20 protein-coding genes and 1 riboswitch are annotated in these 22,581 nt (G+C 70.4%); of the genes, 15 read left to right on the top strand and 5 right to left on the bottom strand.

From position 1 onward, the window contains the following. Positions 1 to 8: 8 nt before the first annotated feature. Complete coding sequence (locus tag ACO0M4_RS38425) at positions 9 to 1,433, bottom strand: cysteine desulfurase/sulfurtransferase TusA family protein (RefSeq protein ID WP_430375774.1); 1,425 nt, start codon at positions 1,431 to 1,433, stop codon at positions 9 to 11. Positions 1,434 to 1,715: 282 nt separating this feature from the next. Between ACO0M4_RS38425 and ctaC the strand changes: the two genes are divergently transcribed. The 4 genes from ctaC (at position 1,716) to ACO0M4_RS38405 (ending at position 6,209) form a co-directional block, all read left to right on the top strand. Further along, positions 1,716 to 2,678, top strand: a complete 963-nt coding sequence (gene ctaC / locus ACO0M4_RS38420; RefSeq protein WP_430375773.1) for an aa3-type cytochrome oxidase subunit II — start codon at positions 1,716 to 1,718, stop codon at positions 2,676 to 2,678. After that, positions 2,675 to 4,405, top strand: a complete 1,731-nt coding sequence (gene ctaD, locus ACO0M4_RS38415; RefSeq protein ID WP_430375772.1) for an aa3-type cytochrome oxidase subunit I — start codon at positions 2,675 to 2,677, stop codon at positions 4,403 to 4,405. The genes ctaC and ctaD overlap by 4 nt, the downstream gene beginning before the upstream one ends. Continuing rightward, the gene (locus ACO0M4_RS38410; RefSeq protein ID WP_390021682.1) at positions 4,402 to 4,800 is read left to right on the top strand and encodes a cytochrome c oxidase subunit 4; all 399 of its coding nucleotides are present in this window, start codon (positions 4,402 to 4,404) and stop codon (positions 4,798 to 4,800) included. Before ctaD ends, ACO0M4_RS38410 begins: the two co-directional genes overlap by 4 nt. 131 nt (positions 4,801 to 4,931) lie before the next feature. Next, positions 4,932 to 6,209 (top strand): Ig-like domain-containing protein, encoded by a 1,278-nt coding sequence (locus ACO0M4_RS38405; RefSeq protein ID WP_430375771.1) that lies wholly within the window; start codon positions 4,932 to 4,934, stop codon positions 6,207 to 6,209. A 42-nt stretch (positions 6,210 to 6,251) separates the two neighbouring features. Here the strand turns inward: ACO0M4_RS38405 and ACO0M4_RS38400 are convergent, their stop codons facing one another. Next, entirely contained in the window at positions 6,252 to 6,665 is a 414-nt protein-coding gene (locus ACO0M4_RS38400) for a hypothetical protein (protein WP_430375770.1), read from the bottom strand. 283 nt (positions 6,666 to 6,948) lie between these two features. On the opposite strand from ACO0M4_RS38400, the gene ctaE reads away from it, so the two are divergent. The 6 genes from ctaE to ACO0M4_RS38370 all read left to right on the top strand — a co-directional run bounded on the left by ctaE (position 6,949) and on the right by ACO0M4_RS38370 (position 14,109). After that, a complete protein-coding gene (gene ctaE, locus ACO0M4_RS38395) occupies positions 6,949 to 7,569 on the top strand; it encodes an aa3-type cytochrome oxidase subunit III (protein ID WP_390021686.1) in 621 nt (206 codons plus the stop codon). Between the two features lie 76 nt (positions 7,570 to 7,645). Next, entirely contained in the window at positions 7,646 to 8,455 is an 810-nt protein-coding gene (qcrC, locus tag ACO0M4_RS38390; protein ID WP_430375769.1) for a cytochrome bc1 complex diheme cytochrome c subunit, read from the top strand. Then, a complete protein-coding gene (gene qcrA, locus ACO0M4_RS38385; RefSeq protein ID WP_430375768.1) occupies positions 8,452 to 9,495 on the top strand; it encodes a cytochrome bc1 complex Rieske iron-sulfur subunit in 1,044 nt (347 codons plus the stop codon). Before qcrC ends, qcrA begins: the two co-directional genes overlap by 4 nt. Then, positions 9,492 to 11,129, top strand: coding sequence for a cytochrome bc1 complex cytochrome b subunit (gene qcrB, locus ACO0M4_RS38380; RefSeq protein WP_430375767.1), 1,638 nt, complete (start codon positions 9,492 to 9,494; stop codon positions 11,127 to 11,129). Before qcrA ends, qcrB begins: the two co-directional genes overlap by 4 nt. Before the next feature lie 140 nt (positions 11,130 to 11,269). After that, positions 11,270 to 12,334 (top strand): anthranilate phosphoribosyltransferase, encoded by a 1,065-nt coding sequence (trpD, locus tag ACO0M4_RS38375; protein ID WP_430375766.1) that lies wholly within the window; start codon positions 11,270 to 11,272, stop codon positions 12,332 to 12,334. Positions 12,335 to 12,414: 80 nt separating this feature from the next. Continuing rightward, positions 12,415 to 12,532, top strand: a riboswitch (SAM riboswitch). 203 nt (positions 12,533 to 12,735) lie between these two features. Further along, positions 12,736 to 14,109: an aminotransferase class V-fold PLP-dependent enzyme gene (locus ACO0M4_RS38370; RefSeq protein ID WP_430375765.1), complete on the top strand. Its 1,374-nt coding sequence runs from the start codon at positions 12,736 to 12,738 to the stop codon at positions 14,107 to 14,109. Between the two features lie 198 nt (positions 14,110 to 14,307). Here the strand turns inward: ACO0M4_RS38370 and ACO0M4_RS38365 are convergent, their stop codons facing one another. Beyond that, positions 14,308 to 14,589, bottom strand: coding sequence for an Lrp/AsnC family transcriptional regulator (locus ACO0M4_RS38365; protein WP_067352498.1), 282 nt, complete (start codon positions 14,587 to 14,589; stop codon positions 14,308 to 14,310). Beyond that, complete coding sequence (locus ACO0M4_RS38360) at positions 14,586 to 15,317, bottom strand: rhomboid family intramembrane serine protease (RefSeq protein WP_430375764.1); 732 nt, start codon at positions 15,315 to 15,317, stop codon at positions 14,586 to 14,588. The genes ACO0M4_RS38365 and ACO0M4_RS38360 overlap by 4 nt, the downstream gene beginning before the upstream one ends. Positions 15,318 to 15,511: 194 nt before the next feature. Between ACO0M4_RS38360 and ACO0M4_RS38355 the strand changes: the two genes are divergently transcribed. The 5 genes from ACO0M4_RS38355 (at position 15,512) to ACO0M4_RS38335 (ending at position 21,236) form a co-directional block, all read left to right on the top strand. After that, on the top strand, positions 15,512 to 15,751 hold the full coding sequence (locus ACO0M4_RS38355) for a hypothetical protein (RefSeq protein ID WP_390027852.1): 240 nt from the start codon (positions 15,512 to 15,514) through the stop codon (positions 15,749 to 15,751). Positions 15,752 to 15,769: 18 nt separating this feature from the next. Then, a complete protein-coding gene (locus ACO0M4_RS38350) occupies positions 15,770 to 17,143 on the top strand; it encodes an NYN domain-containing protein (RefSeq protein ID WP_430375763.1) in 1,374 nt (457 codons plus the stop codon). A 305-nt stretch (positions 17,144 to 17,448) separates the two neighbouring features. After that, positions 17,449 to 18,474 (top strand): NlpC/P60 family protein, encoded by a 1,026-nt coding sequence (locus tag ACO0M4_RS38345; RefSeq protein WP_430375762.1) that lies wholly within the window; start codon positions 17,449 to 17,451, stop codon positions 18,472 to 18,474. 235 nt (positions 18,475 to 18,709) lie between these two features. After that, positions 18,710 to 19,798 (top strand): NlpC/P60 family protein, encoded by a 1,089-nt coding sequence (locus ACO0M4_RS38340; RefSeq protein ID WP_430375761.1) that lies wholly within the window; start codon positions 18,710 to 18,712, stop codon positions 19,796 to 19,798. A gap of 52 nt (positions 19,799 to 19,850) precedes the next feature. After that, a complete protein-coding gene (locus ACO0M4_RS38335; RefSeq protein WP_430375760.1) occupies positions 19,851 to 21,236 on the top strand; it encodes a hypothetical protein in 1,386 nt (461 codons plus the stop codon). On the opposite strand, the gene ACO0M4_RS38330 is transcribed toward ACO0M4_RS38335, so the two are convergent. Then, a complete protein-coding gene (locus ACO0M4_RS38330; protein WP_430375759.1) occupies positions 21,193 to 22,560 on the bottom strand; it encodes a glycosyltransferase 87 family protein in 1,368 nt (455 codons plus the stop codon). The genes ACO0M4_RS38335 and ACO0M4_RS38330 overlap by 44 nt on opposite strands. Between the last annotated feature and the right edge of the window lie 21 nt (positions 22,561 to 22,581).

Below are 22,581 nucleotides of genomic sequence, written 5' to 3'. Positions count from 1 at the left end.
GCCCCACCTCAGACGCGGCGCCGCACCACGTACGCGGCGCCGCGTTCCGCGGGTTCCTCACCGACGTACTCCTGCTCCCGCATCGCACACCACGCGGGGATGTCCTGCCGGGCCGCCGCGTCATCGGAGAGCACCGTCACCGTGCCGCCGACCGGCACCCGGCCGATCGCCTTCGCCAGTTCGATGACCGGAACCGGGCAGCGCCGGCCGAGCGCGTCCACCACCACACCGGGTGGCGTCGCCTCTGGCACGGCCTCCGCCGGCACCTCCGCCGCCGGGTGCGCCGGCTCCTCCGCCGGCACCCCGAACCGTTCCCGCACCGACCGCACCGCCTCTGGCAGCACCGTCAGGAACCGCTCCACGTCCGCCGCCTCCGTGCCGTACGGCAGCGAGATCCGGACGTTCCCCTCCGACAGCACGCCCATCGCGCGCAGCACATGGCTCGGCGTCAGGGTGCTGGACGTACACGACGAACCGGAGGAAACGGAGAAGCCGGCCCGGTCCAGCTCGTGCAACAGGGCCTCCCCGTCGACATAGAGACAGGAGAAGGTGACGAGGTGCGGCAGCCGCCGCGCCGGATCGCCGACCACCTCCACGTCCGGCACCAGCTCCGGCACCCGGGCCCGGATCCGGTCCACCAGCCCCCGCAGCCGCGCCGCCTCGTCCGGCCCGCTCTCCGCGGCGGCCCGCAGCGCACGCAACGACGCCGCCGCGGCCACCACCGCCGGGAGGTTCCCGAAGCCCGGGCTGCGCCCCGACTCCCGTTCGTCCAGCGGCCCCTGGGGCGCGAACCGGGTCCCCTTACGGACCACCAGCAGCCCCACCCCGGGCGGCCCGCCCCACTTGTGCGCGCTCGCCGTCAGCACCGACCAGGCACCGGGCACCGGCCCCCACGGCACCGACTGCGCGGCGTCCACCAGCAGGGGCACGCCGGCCTCCTGACAGTGTGCGGCCACCTCCTCCACCGGCTGGGCGGTGCCCACCTCGTGGTTGGCGGACTGCAGGCACACCAGCGCCGCGTCCCCGCCGAGCGCCCCGGCCAACGCGGCCGGTGCCACCCGGCCCGTCCGGTCCACCGGAACCTCCGTCACCGTGCCGCCGGCCGCCGCGTGCACCTCCGCGGCGTGCAGCACGGCGGAGTGCTCGACGGCGGAGTGCACCAGCCGCCGTCCGACGCGCCGACGGGCCGCCAGCACGCCGAAGATGCCCGAATGCACCGCATGCGTCCCCGAAGGGGTGAACGTCAGCTCGTCGGGGCGACATCCCACGGCATCGGCGGCGGCCTCCCGCGCGGCGTCCAGCAGTAGCCGGGCCCGCCGCCCCTCGCGGTACAGGCGGGCCGGATCGGCCCACCCCTCGTCGAGCGCGGCGAGCAGGGCCTCCCGGGCGACGGGATGCAGCGGAGCGGTGGAGGCGGCGTCGAAGTAGGGCACGTACGAGACGGTAGAACACCGGCCGCCGGGGCGCCGGGCGGGCCGTCAGATGCCCGGCGGCGGGCGGCGATCGGGGTCCGCAGCGGCGGCCCGGGAAGGGCTCGGCCACCCCTTAGGGGTGCCTCGCGGCGCGTTGGGCACCCTCCCCGCGCGACCCCAAATAGCGTCCAGTAGGGTTTGGTCCGCATAAACATCCAAACCCCTGCCCGAAGCAGGGCGGCGACCGACCAGCGAGTAAGGCCGCAGCCGACCGCTCGGGCGAGACTCTCGGGAAGGCGCTACGTGAGTCCCAACGGCTCCGACCGCTCGTCGCGGCGCCCGATGCGGCGGAAGCTGCCGCAGGTGCTTGCTGCGGGCCTGGTCCTGGCGACCGCTACTGGTTGCACATACAAGGACTTCCCCCGCCTCGGCATGCCAACGCCCGTCACCGACGAGGCGCCGCGGATCCTCTCTCTTTGGCAGGGCTCCTGGGCCGCCGCCCTCGCAACGGGCGTGCTGGTGTGGGGCCTGATCATCTGGAGCGTGATCTTCCACCGCCGCAGCAGGACCAAGGTGGAGGTCCCCGCCCAGACGCGGTACAACATGCCGATCGAGGCGTTGTACACCATCGTCCCGTTCATCATCATCGCGGTGCTCTTCTACTTCACCGCGCGTGATGAGAGCGCGCTCCTCAAGACGTCCAAGAAGCCGGACCACGTCATCAACGTCGTGGGCTTCCAGTGGAGCTGGGCGTTCAACTACTTGGAGAACGTCGACGGCAATCCGGCGACCACGAACATCAATTCTCCGGAGCTCGCGGCGATCCCGGACAAGTGGAAGAAGTCCGCGCCGCAGGGCGCGGACGGTGTCTACGACTTCGGCACGCCGGCCACGCGTAACCCGCAGACCGGCAACCCCGGGCCGACGCTCTGGCTGCCTAAGGGCGAGACGGTCCAGTTCGTGCTGACCTCGCGTGACGTCATCCACTCCTTCTGGGTGGTGCCGTTCCTGATGAAGCAGGACGTCATCCCCGGCCACACCAACGTCTTCGAGGTGACTCCCAACAAGGAGGGCACCTTCATGGGCAAGTGCGCCGAACTCTGCGGTGTCGACCACTCCCGGATGCTCTTCAACGTCAAGGTCGTTTCGCCTGCCAAGTACCGGCAGCACTTGAAGGACCTGGCGGCGAAGGGTCAGACCGGGTACCTGCCGGCGGGTATCAAGCAGACTGACCACGCCAGGAATGCGGAGACCAAGAACCAGTGAGCATCCTCAACGAACCTCAGGGTGCCGCCGCCGAATCGGCTCCGGCAGCACCACCCGTACGCAAGAAGCAACCCGGTATCGCTGCCGTCAAGTGGCTCACGACCACTGACCACAAGACCATCGGCACGATGTACCTGGCCACGTCGTTCGCGTTCTTCTGCATCGGCGGCGTGATGGCGCTGCTCATGCGCGCCGAGCTGGCCCGCCCGGGTACGCAGATCATGTCGAACGAGCAGTTCAACCAGGCGTTCACGATGCACGGCACGATCATGCTGCTGATGTTCGCGACGCCGTTGTTCGCCGGTTTCGCGAACTGGATCATGCCGCTCCAGATCGGCGCGCCCGACGTGGCGTTCCCGCGGCTGAACATGTTTGCCTACTGGCTCTACCTCTTCGGCTCGCTGATCGCGGTCGCCGGCTTCCTCACCCCGCAGGGTGCCGCGGACTTCGGCTGGTTCGCCTACTCGCCGCTCTCGGACGCGGTGCGTTCGCCGGGCGTCGGCGCGGACATGTGGATCATGGGTCTGGCCTTCTCCGGCTTCGGCACGATCCTCGGTTCGGTCAACTTCATCACCACCATCATCTGCATGCGCGCCCCGGGCATGACGATGTTCCGGATGCCGATCTTCACCTGGAACGTGCTGCTGACCGGTGTGCTGGTCCTGCTCGCCTTCCCGGTGCTGGCCGCCGCGCTGTTCGCCCTGGAGGCGGACCGCAAATTCGGTGCCCATGTCTTTGACGCGGCCAATGGTGGCGCATTGCTCTGGCAACACCTCTTCTGGTTCTTCGGCCATCCAGAGGTGTACATCATCGCCCTACCGTTCTTCGGCATCATTTCCGAGGTCATTCCGGTCTTCTCCCGGAAGCCGATGTTCGGTTACATCGGTCTGATCGCCGCGACGATTTCCATCGCCGGCCTTTCGGTGACGGTGTGGGCGCACCACATGTATGTGACCGGCGGTGTGCTGCTGCCGTTCTTCTCCTTCATGACGTTCCTCATCGCCGTTCCTACCGGTGTGAAGTTCTTCAACTGGATCGGCACGATGTGGAAGGGCTCACTGTCCTTCGAGACGCCGATGCTCTGGGCCATCGGCTTCCTGATCACCTTCACCTTCGGTGGTCTGACCGGTGTCATCCTGGCGTCGCCGCCGATGGACTTCCACATCTCCGACTCGTACTTCGTCGTGGCCCACTTCCACTACGTGGTCTTCGGCACGGTCGTCTTCGCGATGTTCGCCGGCTTCCACTTCTGGTGGCCGAAGTTCACCGGCAAGATGCTCGACGAGCGGCTCGGCAAGATCACGTTCTGGACGCTGTTCATCGGTTTCCACGGCACGTTCCTGGTCCAGCACTGGCTGGGCGCCGAGGGCATGCCCCGCCGCTACGCGGACTACCTCGCCGCCGACGGCTTCACCACGCTGAACACCATCTCGACGATCAGCTCGTTCCTGCTGGGCATGTCGATCCTGCCGTTCCTCTACAACGTCTGGAAGACCGCCAAGTACGGCGAGAAGGTCGAGGTGGACGACCCGTGGGGCTACGGCCGTTCGCTGGAGTGGGCGACGTCCTGCCCGCCGCCGCGGCACAACTTCCTCACCCTGCCGCGTATTCGTTCCGAATCCCCGGCGTTCGATCTGCACCACCCGGAGATCGCGGCGCTGGACGCGCTGCACAACGGCCGCGAGGGTGACAAGGCGCTGGCCGGCGGCAAGGAGGCGGGCAAGTGAAGATCCAGGGCAAGATGTTCATCTGGCTCAGCGTCTTCGTCCTCGCCATGGCGATCGTCTATGGCGTGTGGTCGAAGGAGCCGGCCGGTACCACGGCGCTCTTCCTGGCCTTCGGCCTGTGCATCATGGTCGGCTACTACCTGGCCTTCACGGCCCGGCGGGTCGACGCGGGTGCCCAGGACAACGAGGACGCCGAGGTTGCGGACGACGCCGGTGAGCTGGGCTTCTTCAGCCCGCACAGCTGGCAGCCGCTCTCCCTCGCCATCGGTGGCGCGCTCGCCTTCCTGGGCGTCGTCTTCGGCTTCTGGCTGCTGTACTTCTCCCTGCCGGTGATCCTCGTGGGTCTCTTCGGCTGGGTCTTCGAGTACTACCGCGGCGAGAACCGCACCCAGTAGTACGCACCAGGCGAGAACCGCGGCAGACACGCCGCAGGGTCGGGCCCGGACACCCCAACAGGTGTCCGGGCCCGACCCGTTTGCAGTCCTCCAGCGCGCCGCCGAAAGGGATTCTTCGTACGTTTGGGGGCATGAGTCACAGACCTCGAACCCGGACGGTGCTGAGCTGCGGCCTCCTGCTCGTGCCCCTCGCGGTGAGCGCCACCGCGTGCGGTGGCTCGTCGTCGGAACCGCTCTCGGTCAATCCCTACGACGCGTCCGACCAGATATCGGCGAACATCCCGGCGGACGGCAGACACAAGGCGGATCCGGACAAGCCCCTTGAGGTCTCCCTCAAGGGCGACGATTCCCGGATCACGGATGTGACCGCCACCGACGCGACCGGCCGCTACGTCCGCGGCGAACTGAGCGCCGACGGCCGGCACTGGCGCACCACCGTGCCCCTGGCCGCCGGTACGCGCTACACGGTGCAGGTCAGCACCGAGGAGGAGGACGGCACCCCGGGCCGCAAGACCCTGGTGGTCAACACCAAGGACGTGGACGACCGGCTGACCGTCAAGTTCGGCCCGGAGACCGGCGAGTACGGCGTCGGCCAGCCGATCACCGCCGAGCTCAGCAAGCCGGTCACCGACCCCAAGGCCCGGGCCGTCGTCGAAAGCGCCCTGAAGGTCGACTCCACGCCCCGCGTGGAGGGCGCCTGGCACTGGGTGGACGGCAAGAAACTGCACTTCCGCCCCAAGGACTACTGGCCCGCCCACGCCAGCATCGCCGTCCACAGCAACCTCGACGGCCTGAAGATCGCCGGCGGACTCTACGGCGGCCCCGCCAAGCCCGTCCGGCTCACCACCGGCGACCGGGTCGAGGCCGTCACCGACGCTGCCGCGCACCAGATGACCGTGCTGCGCAACGGCAAGGCCATCAACTCCATCCCGGTCACCACCGGCAAACCCGGCTTCTCCACCCGCAACGGCGTCAAGGTCGTGCTCGGCAAGGAGAGCTTCGTCCGGATGCGCAGCTCCACCGTCGGCATCGCCGCCGGGAGTTCGGACGCCTACGACCTGCCGGTCTACTGGGCCACCCGGGTGACCTGGAGCGGCGAATACGTGCACGCCGCGCCCTGGTCGGTCGGCTCCCAGGGCGCCGCGAACGTCAGCCACGGCTGCACCGGCATGTCCACCGGCAACGCCCAGTGGTTCTTCAACACCGTCCGGGTCGGCGACATCGTCAAGGTCGTCAACAGCGGCGGCGACACCATGACGCCGTTCGACAACGGCTTCGGCGACTGGAACATGCCCTGGAAGGACTGGCGCTCCGGCAGCGCGCTCAAGAACAGGGCCTCCACGACCACAGGCGCGGCCGAGCGGGAGCAGAATCCTGCCGCCGACGCCCGGCTGCGCCCACAGGTCTGAGGACCGCTCAGGGGCCGCTCAGGGATCCCTGGAGGGCCTTGCTCAGGCCGGCACCACGTCCTGGGCGAGCCGTCGGCGGCGCAGCAGCCCGGCCAGCGCGTCGGCGAACGCCACCGGGTCGAGGGGATGGGTCACCGCGGCGTCCGCGCGGCTCCACGTGGCCAGCCAGGCGTCCTGTGGACGGCCGATCAGCAGCAGCACCGGCGGGCACTGGAAGATCTCGTCCTTGATCTGCCGGCAGACGCCCATACCGCCCGCCGGCGCCGTCTCGCCGTCCAGTACGCAGACGTCGATCCCGCCCTGCTCCAGGGCCTCCAGGACCGCCGGGGCGGTGGCGCACTCCAGGATCTCGATCTGCGGGGCGTCGGGGGCCGGGCGCCGCCCGGCCGCCAGCCGGACCTGCTCGCGGGTGTTGGCGTTGTCGCTGTAGACCAGCACCGTGGCAGTCGCCTGCATCGTTCCTCCACCATTGTCGCGGACCTGCGTAGCGGATACGGCTCCGGATCAAACCGTTGCGCGATGCTACTCCCGGACGGGCCCTCGGCAGGAGGGGCCGTACGGCCCCGAAATGCGGCCGACGGCCCGTCAGGACCGGCTTTCCCAGGGCCGGTGCGCCGTGTGGCGGTGCGCACTTCCTCCCTTCGGGCGACCGTCGAGCCGGCCCGAACGAGCAGGGCATATGGCCTTGACACACCGAACGGCACCCCCCGGAGTGAGGGCGGGATAAGCGACCGACATAATGTCGGTCGTGGCGACAGCAACGACAGTAGAAACCGGGCACGCGCACCCGTCGGTCAATCGGCCGAACCTCACCAGCGTCGGAACCATCATCTGGCTGAGTTCCGAGCTGATGTTCTTCGCGGCCCTCTTCGCGATGTACTTCACCCTTCGATCGGTGACGGGCGAGGCGTATTGGAAGCACTCCGCTGATGCGCTGAATCTTCCGTTCTCCGCGACCAACACCACGATCCTGGTGCTCAGCTCACTGACGTGTCAGCTCGGCGTTTTCGCGGCCGAGCGTGGCGACGTCAAGAAGCTGCGAACCTGGTTCTCGATCACCTTCATCATGGGTGCCATCTTCATCGGCGGTCAGGTCTTCGAGTACACGGAGCTGGTCAAGCACGAGGGCCTCTCGCTCTCGTCCGGCCCGTACGGCTCGGTGTTCTACCTGACCACCGGTTTCCACGGACTGCACGTGACAGGCGGTCTGATCGCCTTCCTGCTTGTCCTGGGCAGGACGTACGCGGCCAAGAGGTTCACCCACACACAGGCCACCGCGGCCATCGTCGTGTCCTACTACTGGCACTTCGTCGATGTCGTCTGGATCGGCCTCTTCGCCACGATCTACCTCATCCGGTAAGAGGTCCGACCGGACCCGCATATCGGACAGACATAGCCAAGCATCGACGCAGAAGATCCTGACACCGGGGTAATCCGTGAAAAAGCTCTCCGCACGACGGCGCCATCCGCTGGCGGCGCTCGTCGTCCTACTCTTCGCGCTGGCGGTCACTGGGGGGCTGTACGCCGCGTTCGCGCCGGCGGACAAGGCTCAAGCCGATGACACCGCCCAGTCTCTTGCCATCAAGGAGGGCAAGAAGCTCTTCGCCGTGGGCTGCGCAAGCTGCCACGGCACCGGCGGTCAGGGCACCTCCGACGGCCCGAGCCTGGTCGGCGTGGGCGCTGCCGCCGTCGACTTCCAGGTGGGCACCGGCCGCATGCCGGCCCAGCAGCCCGGCGCTCAGGTGCCGCGGAAGCGGAACATCTACAACAACGCCCAGATCGACCAGCTCGCGGCCTACGTCGCGTCGCTGGGCCCGGGCCCGTCCGTGCCGGACAAGTCGCAGTACAGCGCGGACGGCGCCGACATCGGCAAGGGTGGCGAGCTGTTCCGCACCAACTGCGCTCAGTGCCACAACTTCACCGGTAAGGGCGGCGCCCTCACCAACGGCAAGTTCGCACCGACGCTCGAGGGCGTGGACCCCAAGCACGTCTACGAGGCCATGCAGACCGGCCCGCAGAACATGCCCTCCTTCGGTGACGGCACGCTGAGCCAGCAGAACAAGAAGGACATCGTCGCGTACCTCGGCGCCGTCAACGGCGACAAGACCGCGAGCCCCGGCGGTATGGAACTCGGTGGTCTGGGCCCGGTGACCGAAGGTCTCTTCGGCTACATCTTCGGCCTGGGTGCGTGTGTCGCGGTCGCCATCTGGGTCGCAGCCCGGACTACGAAGGCCAAGAAGTCATGAGTGAGACAGAAGAAAACCTTCCCAGTGAGCGGGAGACGACTCACGAGGGCGCGGTAGGGAAGGCGGACAACCCCTTCGCCGACCCCGGGCTGCCGCCCCACGAGCACCGCGTCCAGGACATCGACGAGCGGGCTGCCAGGCGCTCCGAGCGCACCGTCGCCTTCCTCTTCCTGGTGTCCATGCTCGCCACCGTCGCGTTCATCGCGTCGTACGTGGCCATCCCGATCGACAAGATCGTCTACATCTTCCCGCTGGGGCACGTCAGCGGGCTGAACTTCGCGCTCGGTCTGACGCTGGGCGTGGCGCTCTTCTGCATCGGCGCCGGCGCGGTCCACTGGGCCCGCACGCTGATGTCGGACGAGGAGGTCGCCGACGAGCGGCACCCGATCGAGGCCACGCCCGACGTCAAGGCCAAGGTCCTGGCGGACTTCGCACAGGGCGCCAAGGAGTCGCAGTTCGGTCGGCGCAAGCTGATCCGCAACACGATGTTCGGTGCGCTGGCCCTGGTGCCGCTCTCCGGCGTCGTCCTGCTGCGTGACCTCGGCCCGCTGCCCGAGAAGAAGCTGCGGACCACCGGCTGGAAGAAGGGCATCCGCCTGGTCAACCAGTCGACCAACCTCCCGCTGCGTCCCGAGGACATCGCGGTCGGCTCCCTCACGTTCGCCAAGCCCGAGGGCCTGGAGGAGAACGACGAGGACTTCGCCAACAAGATCGCCAAGGACGCCCTGATGCTCGTGCGGATCCAGCCGCAGAACATCAAGGACAAGCAGGAACTCGCCTGGTCCCACGACGGCATCGTGGCGTACTCGAAGATCTGCACCCACGTGGGTTGCCCGATCAGCCTGTACGAGCAGCAGACGCACCACGTGCTCTGCCCCTGTCACCAGTCGACCTTCGACCTTTCCGACGGTGGTCGGGTGATCTTCGGTCCGGCCGGACACGCCCTGCCGCAGCTGCACATCACGGTGAAGGACGGCTTCCTTGAGGCCGCAAGCGAGTTCGCGGAGCCCGTCGGCCCGAGCTTCTGGGAGCGCGGATGAGTAACGAGACAACCGCGACCACTACGCGCCGTGGCCAAGCGCCACGGGGCGAGCGGATCGCTGACTGGGCCGACGGCCGGCTGGGCATCTACAGCCTCGCCAAGTCCAACATGCGCAAGATCTTCCCGGACCACTGGTCCTTCATGCTGGGTGAGGTCGCGCTCTACAGCTTCATCATCATCATCCTGACCGGTGTCTACCTGACGCTGTTCTTCCACCCGAGCATGGCCGAGGTCACCTACCACGGGTCCTACGTGCCGATGCACGGGATCAGGATGACCCAGGCCTTCGAGTCGACGCTGAACATCAGCTTCGACGTGCGCGGCGGTCTGCTGATCCGGCAGATCCACCACTGGGCGGCGCTGGTCTTCCTGGCCGCGATGATGGTCCACATGATGCGGGTGTTCTTCACCGGTGCGTTCCGCAAGCCGCGTGAGGTCAACTGGCTCTTCGGCTTCCTGCTGTTCGTCCTGGGCATGTTCACCGGCTTCACCGGTTACTCGCTCCCCGACGACCTGCTGTCCGGTACCGGTGTCCGCTTCATCGAGGGCGTCATCCTGGCGATGCCGCTGGTCGGCTCGTACCTGCAGATGTTCATCTTCGGCGGCGAGTTCCCCGGGCACGACATCATCCCGAGGTTCTTCACGGTCCACGTGCTGCTGCTGCCGGGCATCATGCTCGGCCTGCTGGTGGCGCACCTGATCCTGGTCTTCTACCACAAGCACACGCAGTTCCCGGGTGCCGGCAAGACCAACAACAACGTGGTCGGCATGCCGCTGCTGCCGGTCTACATGGCCAAGGCCGGAGGCTTCTTCTTCCTGGTCTTCGGTGTGATCTCGGTGATCGCCGCGGTCGCCAGCATCAACCCCGTATGGGCCATCGGCCCGTACCGGCCGGACCAGGTGTCCACCGGTGCGCAGCCGGACTGGTACATGGGCTTCGCCGAGGGCCTGGTGCGTGTCATGCCGGGTTGGGAGTGGAACTTCTGGGGCCACACCATCAACTTCGGTGTGCTGATCCCGATCCTGGTCTTCCCGCTGGTCCTGGTCGCCATCGCGGTCTACCCGTTCATCGAGTCCTGGGTCCGCGGCGACAAGCGCGAGCACCACATCCTGGACCGCCCGCGCAACGTGCCCACCCGCACCGGCTTCGGTGTGGCCTGGCTCGTCGCGTACTTCGTGATGCTGATCGGTGGCGGCAACGACCTGTGGGCGACGCACTTCCACCTGTCGATCAACTCGATCACCTGGTTCGTCCGGATCGGGTTCTTCGTCGGGCCGGTGCTGGCCTTCATCGCCACCAAGCGGATCTGCCTGGGTCTCCAGCGCCGCGACAAGGACAAGGTGCTGCACGGACGCGAGTCCGGCATCATCAAGCGACTGCCGCACGGTGAGTTCATCGAGGTCCACGAGCCGCTCAACCAGGAGCAGCTGCACGTCCTGACGCAGCACGAGCAGCCCGAGCCGCTCGAGCTCGGTCCCGAGGTCGACGAGAACGGCGTCCAGCGCAAGCTCAAGCGCACGCAGAAGCTGCGCGCCAAGCTCTCCAAGGGCTACTACGGCGAGGACAACGTCATCCCCAAGCCGACCGTCGAGGAGTACAAGGAGATCACCAGCGGCCACGGCCACCACTGATCCCCGCGGGCGCGACACCGCGCACCGCTGGTAGTACGCCACCCAGAGGGCCCCGTCCACGAAGAGGACGGGGCCCTCCGGCGTTCCCGGAGGTCGATAGGGTGACGGCACAAGCAGGAGACGAACCAGGAGCGTGGACCATGAACGTTGTGACCCCGGCAGGCGGCGGCAGCGTGGCGGACCGCTCCTGGCCGGCCGTACTGAACGCCCTCCTCGACGGCCGCGACCTCACCGCCGACGACACCGCCTGGGTCATGGACCGGATCATGCGCGGCGAGGCCACCGACGCGCAGATCGCCGGTTTCGCGGTCGCGCTGCGCGCCAAGGGCGAGACGGTCGCGGAGATCTCCGGCCTGGTCCGGACGATGTACGCGCACGCCAGCCTGATCGAGGTGCCCGGCCCCAGCGTCGACATCGTCGGCACCGGCGGCGACGGGGCGAACACCGTCAACATCTCCACCATGGCGTCGATCGTGGTCGCCGGCACCGGAGCCAAGGTCGTCAAGCACGGCAGCCGGGCCGCGTCCTCGACCAGCGGTGCCACGGACGTCCTGGAGAAGCTGGGCGTGAATCTGAACTTGTCGCCGCGGCGGGTCGTCGAGGTCGCGGAGGAGGCCGGGATCACCTTCTGCTTCGCGGCCAAGTTCCACCCCGCGCTGCGCCACGTGGCGGCCGCCCGCGGCCAGCTGGGCATCCGGACGACGTTCAACGTGCTGGGGCCGCTGACCAACCCGGCCCGGGTCAAGGCCCAGGCGACCGGCGTCGCGGACGCCAAGATGGCGCCGATCCTGGCCGGCGTGCTGGCCGAACGCGGTTCGTCGGCGCTGGTCTTCCGCGGCGACGACGGGCTGGACGAGCTGACCACCACCGCCACCTCCCGGGTGTGGATCGTGCGGAACGGCACGGTCCGCGAGGAGCCCTTCGACCCGCGGGACGTCGGGATCGGCCTGGTCCCGGTGGAGGCGCTGCGCGGCGCGGACGCGTCGTACAACGCCGAGGTGGCCCGCCGGCTGCTGGACGGTGAGACCGGGCCGGTGCGGGAGGCGGTGCTGCTGAACGCCGCGGCCGCGCTGGCCGCACTGGAGCCGTCCGACGCCCCGCTCACCGAGCGGATCCGGGACGGCCTGGCCAAGGCCGCCGAGGCGATCGACTCGGGCGCCGCCAAGCGGACCCTGGAGCGTTGGGCGATGGTCAGCAACGCCTGACGGCGGAGGTGACGCAGGTCCCGGTCCGGAATACGGACCGGGGCTTGCGCGTCGAAGATCGTGTGGCATGATTCAGCCCAGGTCACGAGTGACAGCGACGTAGGCCCCGGCCCGCTGTCCGGCAACCCTCCTTCCGTGGCGGGGTGCCCCGGGTGATGACCAGGTCGCAGGCAGCGAGGTCTGCGGCAAGCGCGGATCCCTCGCCAGGGATCCTGGTCCTCGAGGGAGTCCTTCCGTGATGAAGCGAATGCGCTAGGGCCGTCGGCCCCCTTTTCCGCGCCACCTTTCTCTCCTTTCCTTCACGCTGCGGTGCCGTGCCGGGCAGATCCTCCGTGCCTTACGCGTACCGTGCGACGCCCCCCCGCCGCAGCGCATTCGCTCATGCCTCCCGGGAGTTCGCCATGTCTGTTTCCGCTGCCGCCGACCGTGCCGTCTGTGCCCCGCTTCCCGTTCTGGGGCGGGACGTCCTGGTCCCGTTGGTGACCGGGGGCGAGGCCGTCTACGCCGCGTTGGACTACGCCGCCAGCGCGCCGGCGCTCCAGCGGGTCTGGGACGACGTCGCCGCGTACGCCCCGTACTACGGCAGCGTCCACCGCGGCGCCGGCTACCTCTCCCAGCTCTCCACCGACCTCTTCGAGAACGCCCGCGAGACCGTCGCCGACTTCCTCGGCTGCCGCCCCGACGACCAGGTGGTCTTCACCCGCTCCACCACCGACTCGCTGAACCTGCTGGCCGCGGCCCTGCCGCAGGGCACCCGGGTCTTCGTCTTCGAGACCGAGCACCACGCCTCGCTGCTGCCCTGGGAGCGCCGCGCGGACCTGGCCGTGACCTACCTGAACGCGCCGCGCACCCCTCAGCAGGCGGTGGACAGCCTGGAGAAGGCACTGGCCACCCGTGAGCCGTACGGACCGGCGCTGGTCTGCGTCACCGGTGCCTCGAACGTGACCGGTGAACTGTGGCCGGTGCGGGAACTGGCGGCCGCCGCGCACGCCCACGGCGCCCGGATCGTGCTGGACGCGGCCCAACTCGCCCCGCACCACCCGGTGGACCTCGCGGAACTCGACGTCGATTGGGTCGCGTTCTCGGGCCACAAGCTCTACGCGCCGTTCGGCGCCGGCGTGCTGGCCGGCCGCGCCGACTGGCTCCAGGAGGCCGAGCCGTACCTCGCCGGCGGCGGAGCCAGCCGGAAGGTCGCCCGGCGGACCGACGGCGGGGTGGACGTCGAGTGGCACACCACCGCGGCCCGGCATGAGGCCGGTTCGCCCAACGTCATCGGCGCCTACGCCATCGCCTCCGCCTGCCGGGCACTCACCGACGCAGGGTTCGACGGCCTCGTCGCCCGCGAACAGGAGCTGATCGCCGCGGTCCGCGCGGGCCTGGCCGAGGTCCCCGAGGTCCGGATCCTCTCCCTCTTCGGCGACGACGCCCCGCGGGTCGGCGTCCTCTCGTTCGTCGTCGAGGGCTGGAACAGCTCGCACTTCGCGGCCGCGCTCTCCGCGGAGTACGGGATCGGCGTCCGCGACGGCCTGTTCTGCGCACACCCGCTGGTACGGACCCTCCTGGGCAGCGAGCCGCAGGAGCCCGGCGAGTGCGGGGCACCGGAGGCGACGCCGGGGGAGCGGTCGCTGAACGCGATCCGGGTCAGCTTCGGCGCCGGCACGCCCGATGAGCACGTTCAACGGTTCGTCCGGGCGGTCAAGGAACTCGTCGCGAACGGCGCGCGCTGGAACTACCAGGTAGAGGACGGCCGTTGCGTGCCAGCGCGCTTCGCCTGACGGCGCGGGGCCTCGTACGTTTTTGGCTTTCTCGCCGTTGCGCCTGGCGGCGCGGGGTCTCGTACGTTGCCGGGTGCGGCGTCGTTTTGCCTGCGGCGTCGTTTTGCGTGCGGTGGGTTGTGGTCCGCTGCAGGCGCAACGGCGAGAAACCCCCACGGCGGGACGGCCAACAACGTGGGAACCCAGCCCAGCGCAGCGCTAGGCGTCGAGGCCGATAGAAAACGCCGCTTCGAGGTCGTGCTGGGAGTACGTGCGGAACGCGATGTGCGTTTCGGTGGAGGCGACGCCCGGGACCTTGCTGATCCGGCCGGGGATGACGTCGGCGAGGTCGTCGTGGTTGGCGACGCGCACCATCGCGATCAGGTCGTGGGCGCCGGTGACGGAGTAGACCTCGCTGACGCCTTCCAGCGCGGCGATCTGCTCGGCGATCTCCGGGATCTGGTCCACGCTGGTCTTGATGAGCACGATCGACGTGATCACGGCTGGCTCTCTCCCTCGGCCGATACTCCATTGCCCCTGGTGGCACCCACAGTATCCCGCCCGTAGCGGGCCCACGCGTAGAGGAAGCCCAGTGCGAAGCCGACGACGTGGGCGAGGTAGGCGACGCCGGGGCCGGCCGGGTCGTGCCGGGCCGCGTGCCACTGGAGGAAGAACCAGAACAGCAGCACGATCCAGGCCGGGAAGCGCAGCGGCAGGAAGAACAGGAACGGGTAGAGGCTGGTGACCCGGGCCCGCGGGAAGAGGAAGAGGAAGGCGCCCAGCACGCCGGAGATCGATCCGGAGGCGCCGACCAGGGTCTGGTTCGAACCGGCGTGCGCGGCCGCGTAGCCCAGCAGCGCCAGATAGCCGACGGCCAGGTAGAAGGCGGTGAACGGGAGCCGGCCCATTCGCGTTTCGGTCATTCCGCCGAAGACGTACAGGAACAGGATGTTGCCGAGCAGGTGCAGCCAGCTTCCGTGGACGAACAGCGCGGTGAGCGGCGTGAGCAGGGCCCTCGGTGAGCCGCTCCACAGATCGAGCGGAATCACGCCCCAGTGCTCGAAGTACCTGGTCTGGGCGTGGAGCAGCGCGTGCCCGGTGCCGTACGTGTGGTTCAGGCCGGAGACCGGGCCGAGCACGAAGAGTGCGCAGCACAGCCCGATCAGCACATTCGTCATCCGTGAGAACACCGCGCGGAGCGAGCGGGCGGGGTGGGCCGGCGCCGTCATGAAGTGATCATGGCGTAATGCGGGCACACGGGACAGAGCGCCTCGCCGCGTCCCGGCTGCCGGGCGGGCCCGCGCCGGCCCGCTGTCAGGCCGTAGGGTTACAGGCAGTACGTTGCGTATTTCCGCAGTCCGACGGCGTACCGCGCGAACCGCACCGCTGCACGAGCCCGATGAGCACGAAAGAGGACGACACGATGGCTGTTCCCCTGCCGACGGCGGAAACGCGGTGGCGTTGCACGCTCTGCGGCAACCTCACCCGGTTCGACGTGACCCGCCGGTCCAAGGTCGTGGAGTACATGCACCTGGATCTGGCCGGTGAGCCGACGGTGGAGGAGCGCGAGGTCGTCAGCGAGACCATCGAGTCCGTGCGCTGCCGCTGGTGCAACGCGGTCGACCAGATCGAGCTGGTGGACCGTCCGGGCGCGAGCGCCTGAGATCGGAGCGATGCAGCCGTGGTGGAACGTCCAGAAGGGGAGCCGGGGGCGGAGCGTGCGGACGCGCCCGGAGGGGTGGCCGACGAGGTGCTCGACCAGCCACTGCCCGAGGGCGTACGGCGCCGTGTCGTGGCGCTCACCGCGGAGTGGTTCGGGGCACTGACGGTCGCCGAACTCCCGCCCCCATTGCGGCAGTACGCCCGTTTCACCCCGACCCGTCGGGCCAAGTTCGCCGGGAACGCGATGGCCGCGGCGCTGGAGGGCGACGCGGTCTTCCGGCAGCGGATCGCGGGCAAGCTCCGCGAGGCCCAGCCGGAGCTCGCCGACGCCCTGGAGCAGGGGACCCCGCCGGCCGCCGCCGATCCGCTGGACGTCGCTGCCGCGGCGTACGTGCTGCGTCCCGAGGGCTGGGTCAAGCTGGTCGCGGCGGCCGGCGAGGAGGCGCAGCGGGTGCGCGCCGAGCGGGCCGGCGAGGAGGCCGAGCGGGAGTTGGCCCGGCTGCGCGAGGAGCTGGCGCAGGCCCGTGGCGAGGCCCGTACGGAGGTGGACCGGGTCCGGGCGGACTTGGAGGCGACCCGCAAGGAGAACGAGTCGTTCCAGCGCAAGCTGCGCAGCGCGCTCAGTGACGTGCGGCGCGGGGAGGCGGCGGTCCGCAAGGTCGAGGCGGCGCTGAGCGAGGCCCGGGAGCGGGCGGCGACCGAGAAGGCCGCGGCCGACAGCGAACTGCGCCGGCTCAAGGCCCGGATCGCGGAGGCCGAGGGGGCGCTGGAGACCAGCCGCCGCTCCGCCCGCGAGGGCCGCAGCGTCGAGGACATGCGGCTGCGGCTGCTGTTGGACACCGTGCTGGACGCGGCCCAGGGGCTCCGCCGCGAGCTGGCGCTGCCGCCCGCGGCGGGCCGCCCGGCGGACGCCGTCGACGCGGTCACGCCGGGCCGGATGACGCCCAAGGACATTGCGACCCGGGCGCTGTCGGAGACCGATCCGGCGCTGCTGGACCAGCTTCTGGCGCTGCCCCAGGCGCACATGGTGGTCGACGGCTACAACGTCACCAAGACCGGCTATCCGACCATGCCGTTGGAGAAGCAGCGGCTGCGGCTGCTGGGTGGCCTGGCGGTGCTGGCGGCCCAGACCGGCGCGGAGATGACCTGTGTCTTCGACGGGGCGGAGCTGGCCGCGCCGGTGCTGTTGGCGCCGCCGCGTGGGGTGCGGGTGCTGTTCAGCAAGCCGGGCGTGACGGCCGACGAGTTGATCCGTCAGCTGGTCCGCGCGGAGCCGCCGGGCCGTCCGGTGGTGGTGGTCTCCGCGGACCGGGAGGTGGCCGACGGGGTCGCCAAGGCGGGCGCTCGACCGGTCGCATCGGCCCTACTGCTCAAGCGACTTGCTCGAACCTGACATTTCACACGTTGACCGAAATGGCGCCGGCGGCACTTGCCCGCGCTTCGTATCGGAGCGTCAGATGCCGCTTACTGGCAGTGTGATGTTGGTAAAAGATGGGCTCCGTGGGGCAGTTTTTCCCCGGGAGGATTTGAAGCGATCACAACTGGGTTACTAAGGTCGGGCCTCGAACCTTCATACAGGTGATTATCCAACCGGGATGGTCAGTGAAGGTACCGCCGAGTCCGTGGCGTTCGCGCGGAGCCGGGGCCTTAGCTCCCCCACTCCCGGTAGGCGGCTGGAGGAAGAAGGAGCTCGCCCCCGTGGCGTCCCACCGTCGACCCAAGCAGCCGAGCCGTACTCGCGTGACCGTGCTCACCGCGACCGCCGCCGCGGCCGTCGTCCTCTCGTCCCAGGCGGCGCACGCCGATCCGAGCCAGTCGAAGAAGGACGTCAAGTCCGAGGTCGACAAGCTCTACAACGACGCGGAGCAGGCCACCGAGAAGTACAACGGCGTCAAGGAGCAGCAGGACAAGCTCCAAAAAGAGGTCGACGACCTCCAGGACAAGGTCGCCCGCGGCCAGGGCGAGCTGAACCAGCTCCGCAAGGGCCTGGGCGCCATCGCCTCCGGTCAGTACCGCAGCGGCAGCATCGACCCCTCGGTGCAGCTGTTCCTCTCCGGCGACCCGGACACCTACCTCGAAAAGGCCGCCACCCTCGACCAGTTGAGCGGCAAGCAGGCCGAGCAGCTCAAGACCATCGCGGACAAGCAGCGCCAGCTCGCCCAGGAGCGCGCGGAGGCCGCGAGCAAGATCCAGGACCTCTCCGAGACCCGCAAGTCGCTCGGTGACAAGAAGGACGAGATCAAGGGCAAGCTCGCCAAGGCGCAGGAGCTGCTCAACACGCTGACCGCCAAGGAGCGGGCGGCCATGCAGGCCGCTGACGACCGAGCCAACCGCAGCAACGACCGGGTCAACCTCGGCGACGACGTGCCCGCCTCGCAGCGCGGTGCGGCCGCCCTGTCGGCCGCCCAGTCGAAGATAGGCTCCCCCTACGTCTGGGGCGCCACCGGCCCGTCCTCCTTCGACTGCTCGGGTCTGACCTCCTGGGCATACGCGCAGGCCGGCCAGTCGCTGCCGCGCACCTCGCAGGAGCAGGCCAACGCCGGCAGCCGGATCTACTCGCAGAGCGCCCTCAAGCCCGGCGACCTGGTGCTCTTCTACGGCGACCTGCACCACATCGGTCTCTACGCCGGCAACGGCACCGTGCTGCACGCCCCGAAGCCGGGCGCCGCGGTGCGCTACGAGTCGATCAACAACATGCCGTTCCAGTTCGGCGTGCGGGTCTGAAAAGCTTCACAACCGCCACAACCTGCCGCCCGATCGGGCGAATTGCGGCCTCCGCCGCTGACCTGCCGCTCCGCCGGTGACCTGCGAAGTCACCGGCGGAGCGGCTTTTTGGGTACGGAAAGCGGGCTTTGGTCGGGGTACCGCGACACGGTTACTGTCTGCCCGCGCAGCTGCCGGATCACCGACCGTCCCGCCCGGACGGCAGGGGCTGCACACGGAAGGAGTTGCGGCCCTCGTGGTGTCCCATCGCCGTACCTCGCAGCGCGGCCAGACCACCCTCGCCTCGGTCACCGTCCTGTCCGCCGCCCTGGCGACCGCGGCCGCCGCGCTGTCGGCCTCACCGGCCAGCGCCGACCCTTCCGGTGCGCGCACCGGCTCCACGGGAGCGGCCGTCGCCGCGCCCCCTGCTGGGTCGGCCGACCGGGAGAGCGCCGCCGCCCGGGTCGGCAAGCTCTACGAGGAGGCCGAGCGGGCCACCGAGAAGTACAACAGCGCCAGCGCCTACACCAAGGAGCTGCGCGACCAGGTGTCGGCGCTCCAGGACCGCACCGCCCGGACCCAGGAGCGGGTCAACCGGATGCGGGCCCGGCTCGGCGCGGTGGCCGCCGCCCAGTACCGTTCTGGCGGGCTCGACCCCACCGTCCGGCTGCTGCTCTCCGAACGGCCCGACAGCTACCTGGAGAAGGCGGCCGCCCTGGACCGGCTGAGCGGCACCCAGGCCCACGAACTGCACCGACTCCAGGCCGCGACCCGGCAACTGGAGCAGCAGCGCCACGAGGCGGCCCGGAAACTGGCCGAGCTGGAGGCCGGCCGCACCGAGGTGGCCCTCCACAAGAAGGACGTCCAACGGAAGCTGGCCACCGCGCAGCGGCTGCTCAACGCCCTGCCCGCGCGGGCCCGGGCGGCCTACGACCGGGTCTCCCGCAGCGACGGGCGGGACGAGATCATCCCCGACCTCTCCGGGATCGTTGCGGGCTCGGACCGGGCCTCGGCGGCGGTCGCCGCGGCGCGTGCCGCGGTCGGCGCCCCCTACGCCTGGGGCAGCACCGGCCCCGCGTCGTTCGACTGCTCCGGACTCACCCAATGGGCCTACAGCCAGGCCGGGGTCTCGCTGCCGCGCACCTCCCAGGCCCAGCGCGGCGCCGGAGCCCGGATCCCGCTGTCCCAGGCCCGACCCGGCGACCTGGTCATCTACCGCTCGGACGCCAGCCACGTCGGGATGTACGTCGGCAACGGGCAGGTCGTGCACGCGCCCTACCCCGGCGCCCGGGTGCGTTACGACCCGGTCGGCATGATGCCGATCTCGGCGATCACCCGGCCCTGAGCCGCACCCCCTGCGGTGTTGCCCCGGCCGGGCGGCCCTTACGATCGGCCGCATGGCGGAGCAGAGGGCGCGACGCGGGCGGCCGTGGCGGGCCGCGCGGGCGGTCGGCTGCGCGGTGCCGCTGCTGGCGCTGCTGGTCCAGCTCACCGGCTGCGCCCCGGCGGACGGGCCCACCGACCAGTACCCGGGCGCCCAGCAGATGCTCGACGCGCGGGCCGACGCCGTCCGGCGGCACGACTCCGCGGCCTTCCTGGCCTCCGTCGACCCCCGCGCCGCCGGCTTCCGCAGCCGGCAGCGCGCGGTCTTCGACCACCTGGCCGCCGTCCCGCTCGCCGACTGGCGCTACGACCTGGTCTCCACCGGTGCCTTCCCGCTCCCGATGGGTGACGGCCGGCGGCTGGCCGCGCAGGTGCGGCTGCGCTACCGCCTCAAGGGCTTCGACACCGCGCCGGTCACCAGCTTCCAGTACCTCACCCTCACCGAGCGCGGCGGGCGCTGGCTGGTCACCTCCGACTCCGACGGCGCGGCCGACGGCAAGGGCGACACCCGCCAGCTGTGGGACCAGGGCCCGGTCCGGTTGGTCCGCGGCCGGTACAGCCTGGTCCTGGGTGGGGACGGGGACCCGGCGCACCTGCGTGACCTGGCGAAACGGGTGGACGCGGCGGTGCCCGCGGTCTCCGCGGCCTGGAAGGGCACCTGGGCGGGGAAGGTGGTGGTGGAGGCGCCCGACAGCGTCGAGCGGATGGCGCAGCTGATGGGCAGTGACGATCCGTCCGGGTACGCCGGGATCGCGGCGGTCACCACCGGGGAGGCGGGCACGGCGGGCGCGGCCCCCGCGGACCGGGTGATCGTCAACCCGGACGCGTACGAGGAACTCAACGACCTGGGCCGGACGGTCGTCCTCACCCATGAGACGACCCACGTCGCCACCCGGGCGCTCACCACGCCCGCCACCCCGCTGTGGCTCTCCGAGGGGTTCGCGGACTGGGTCGCCTATCGGGAGGTGCACCGCCGGCCCACCACCACCGCGCCGGAACTCTCCCGCGCGGTCGCGGCGGGGAGGGAGCCCACGCGGCTGCCGGGTGACGACGACTTCGGCTTCCGGGCCGGTGCGGAGCGGTTGGCCAAGGCGTACGAGGGCGGTTGGTTGGCCTGCCGGCTGATCGCGGAGAAGTGGGGCGAGGCCCGGCTGATCGCCTTCTACCGGGACACCGGGCGGCGCGGGCTCCGTACTGCGGCGGCCGGTCCGGCGACGGCCCCCATGGAGGCCCGGACCGCCGCCCCCACGGCCCCGGCCGCCCCGGCGGTGGGCAGCGGCAGTGCCCGGCCGACCGGCCGCAGCGGAGTGGTGGAGCGCGCGATGCGCGAACAACTCGGCGTCGGGCTGGCCGAGTTCACCGCGATGTGGCGCGCGTATCTGCGTCGCGAACTGGGCTGAGTGAGGGGCGGGCGCCGGGCACCCCGGTCGGGTCCGCGGCCCGGCCCCGGCCGGTGGCGAGGTGCAGCCGGCGGCAGGCGAGGAGGGACGCGGCCACCAGTAGGCCGTTGCGCAGCACCAGCAGCGTGATGCCCCGGGCGTCGCTCGCCACCACGTCCCCGAAGTAGACCGGGAACTCCAGCAGGGTCACGCCGGTGGCCAGCAGCACCAGCACGGCCGGCAGGCCCTGCCGGCTCGCCCGTACGGTCAGGCAGACCGCGGCCAGTCCGACCAGCCACAGCAGGTACTGCGGGCTGATCACCCGGCTGGTGGTGGTGAAGAGCAGGACGGCGGTGAAGGCGGCGTCGCAGCGCGTCGCGGGGCCGAGCTCCCCGAACCTGCCGGCGCGCAGCCGCCAGTGGAGCAGCCAGGCCGACGCGGCACCGGACAGCGCCAGCGCGAGGGCGCTGACCAGGGGGACGCCCGGGCCGAGGAACTCCAGTGAGCCGTAGTGGAGTTGCACCTCGCCGGGCCAGCCGGTGTGCCGGGCGACGTGGAGGACCAACGCGCCCAGCGATTCGACCTCCGTGCCGCGGTCGCGCTGGAAGGTGACGAAGGAGAGCGCGCCCGGCGCCGCCACGACCGCGGTCAGTGTCAGTCCCGCGGCCCAGCCCGCGGCGCTCCACCACAGGGCGCGGGCCCGACGGCCGCGGAGCGGCGCCCCGGTCAGCAGCAGTACTGGCCAGACCTTCAGCAGCGCGCCGAAGGCGAGCAGTGCGCCCGCGGTACGCGGGTGGCGGACGGCCGCGAACAGCGCCGCCGCGGCCACCGCCGCCACCATCAGGTCGTAACGGGCGTAGGCGGTCGGGCCCAGCAGGGCGACGCCGGCCACCCACGCCCAGGCCCCGGCCCGGCGGTGCCCCGGTGCGCGGCCGGCCCGTAGGAAGAGCGCCAGCGCCGCCGCGTCCACGGCGAGCACCAGGACGAAGAACGCGGTGGCGTAGGGGAGGAACGGCAGCAGGTCGGGGGCGAGGACGGGCAGCGCGGCGGCCGGCGGGTACTGCCAGGTGACGTCGTCCAGGGGGAAGGTGCCGGACCTCAGGACCTCGGCCCAGCCCTGGTAGATCCCCGAGACGTCGGTGGTGACGTCCGGCCCGGGCAGCACCAGCACCCGGAGGACGCACAGCAGGAGCAGCGCCCGGGTCGCGGCCCAGACCGCCCAGGCCGCCGCCGACCGGGAGATCCGGGCGGCCCGGGCGGTCCAGGTGGCCCGGGCGGTCCGGGCCGCCGCGGTGCACCGCGGCGGGTCCTCGGACGCGCCCGCGCTGGTGTCGGTGCTGGTCATCGTCACCCCGTCGGTCGTCGT

The organism is Streptomyces sp. RGM 3693, assembly GCF_050471125.1.
GTDB lineage: Bacteria > Actinomycetota > Actinomycetes > Streptomycetales > Streptomycetaceae > Streptomyces.
The sequence above is the reverse complement of the archived record's forward strand: the minus strand, read 5'-3'. Positions and strand labels throughout refer to the sequence as shown.

Coding starts and splice junctions, on each gene's coding strand:
- ACO0M4_RS38405 (WP_430375771.1), top strand. CDS start 4,932: ATGAGTCACAGACCTCGAACCCGGACGGTGCTGAGCTGCGGCCTCCTG.
- ACO0M4_RS38400 (WP_430375770.1), bottom strand. CDS start 6,665: ATGCAGGCGACTGCCACGGTGCTGGTCTACAGCGACAACGCCAACACC.
- ctaE (WP_390021686.1), top strand. CDS start 6,949: ATGTCGGTCGTGGCGACAGCAACGACAGTAGAAACCGGGCACGCGCAC.
- qcrA (WP_430375768.1), top strand. CDS start 8,452: ATGAGTGAGACAGAAGAAAACCTTCCCAGTGAGCGGGAGACGACTCAC.
- qcrB (WP_430375767.1), top strand. CDS start 9,492: ATGAGTAACGAGACAACCGCGACCACTACGCGCCGTGGCCAAGCGCCA.
- trpD (WP_430375766.1), top strand. CDS start 11,270: ATGAACGTTGTGACCCCGGCAGGCGGCGGCAGCGTGGCGGACCGCTCC.
- ACO0M4_RS38370 (WP_430375765.1), top strand. CDS start 12,736: ATGTCTGTTTCCGCTGCCGCCGACCGTGCCGTCTGTGCCCCGCTTCCC.
- ACO0M4_RS38360 (WP_430375764.1), bottom strand. CDS start 15,317: ATGACGGCGCCGGCCCACCCCGCCCGCTCGCTCCGCGCGGTGTTCTCA.
- ACO0M4_RS38355 (WP_390027852.1), top strand. CDS start 15,512: ATGGCTGTTCCCCTGCCGACGGCGGAAACGCGGTGGCGTTGCACGCTC.
- ACO0M4_RS38335 (WP_430375760.1), top strand. CDS start 19,851: ATGGCGGAGCAGAGGGCGCGACGCGGGCGGCCGTGGCGGGCCGCGCGG.
- ACO0M4_RS38330 (WP_430375759.1), bottom strand. CDS start 22,560: ATGACCAGCACCGACACCAGCGCGGGCGCGTCCGAGGACCCGCCGCGG.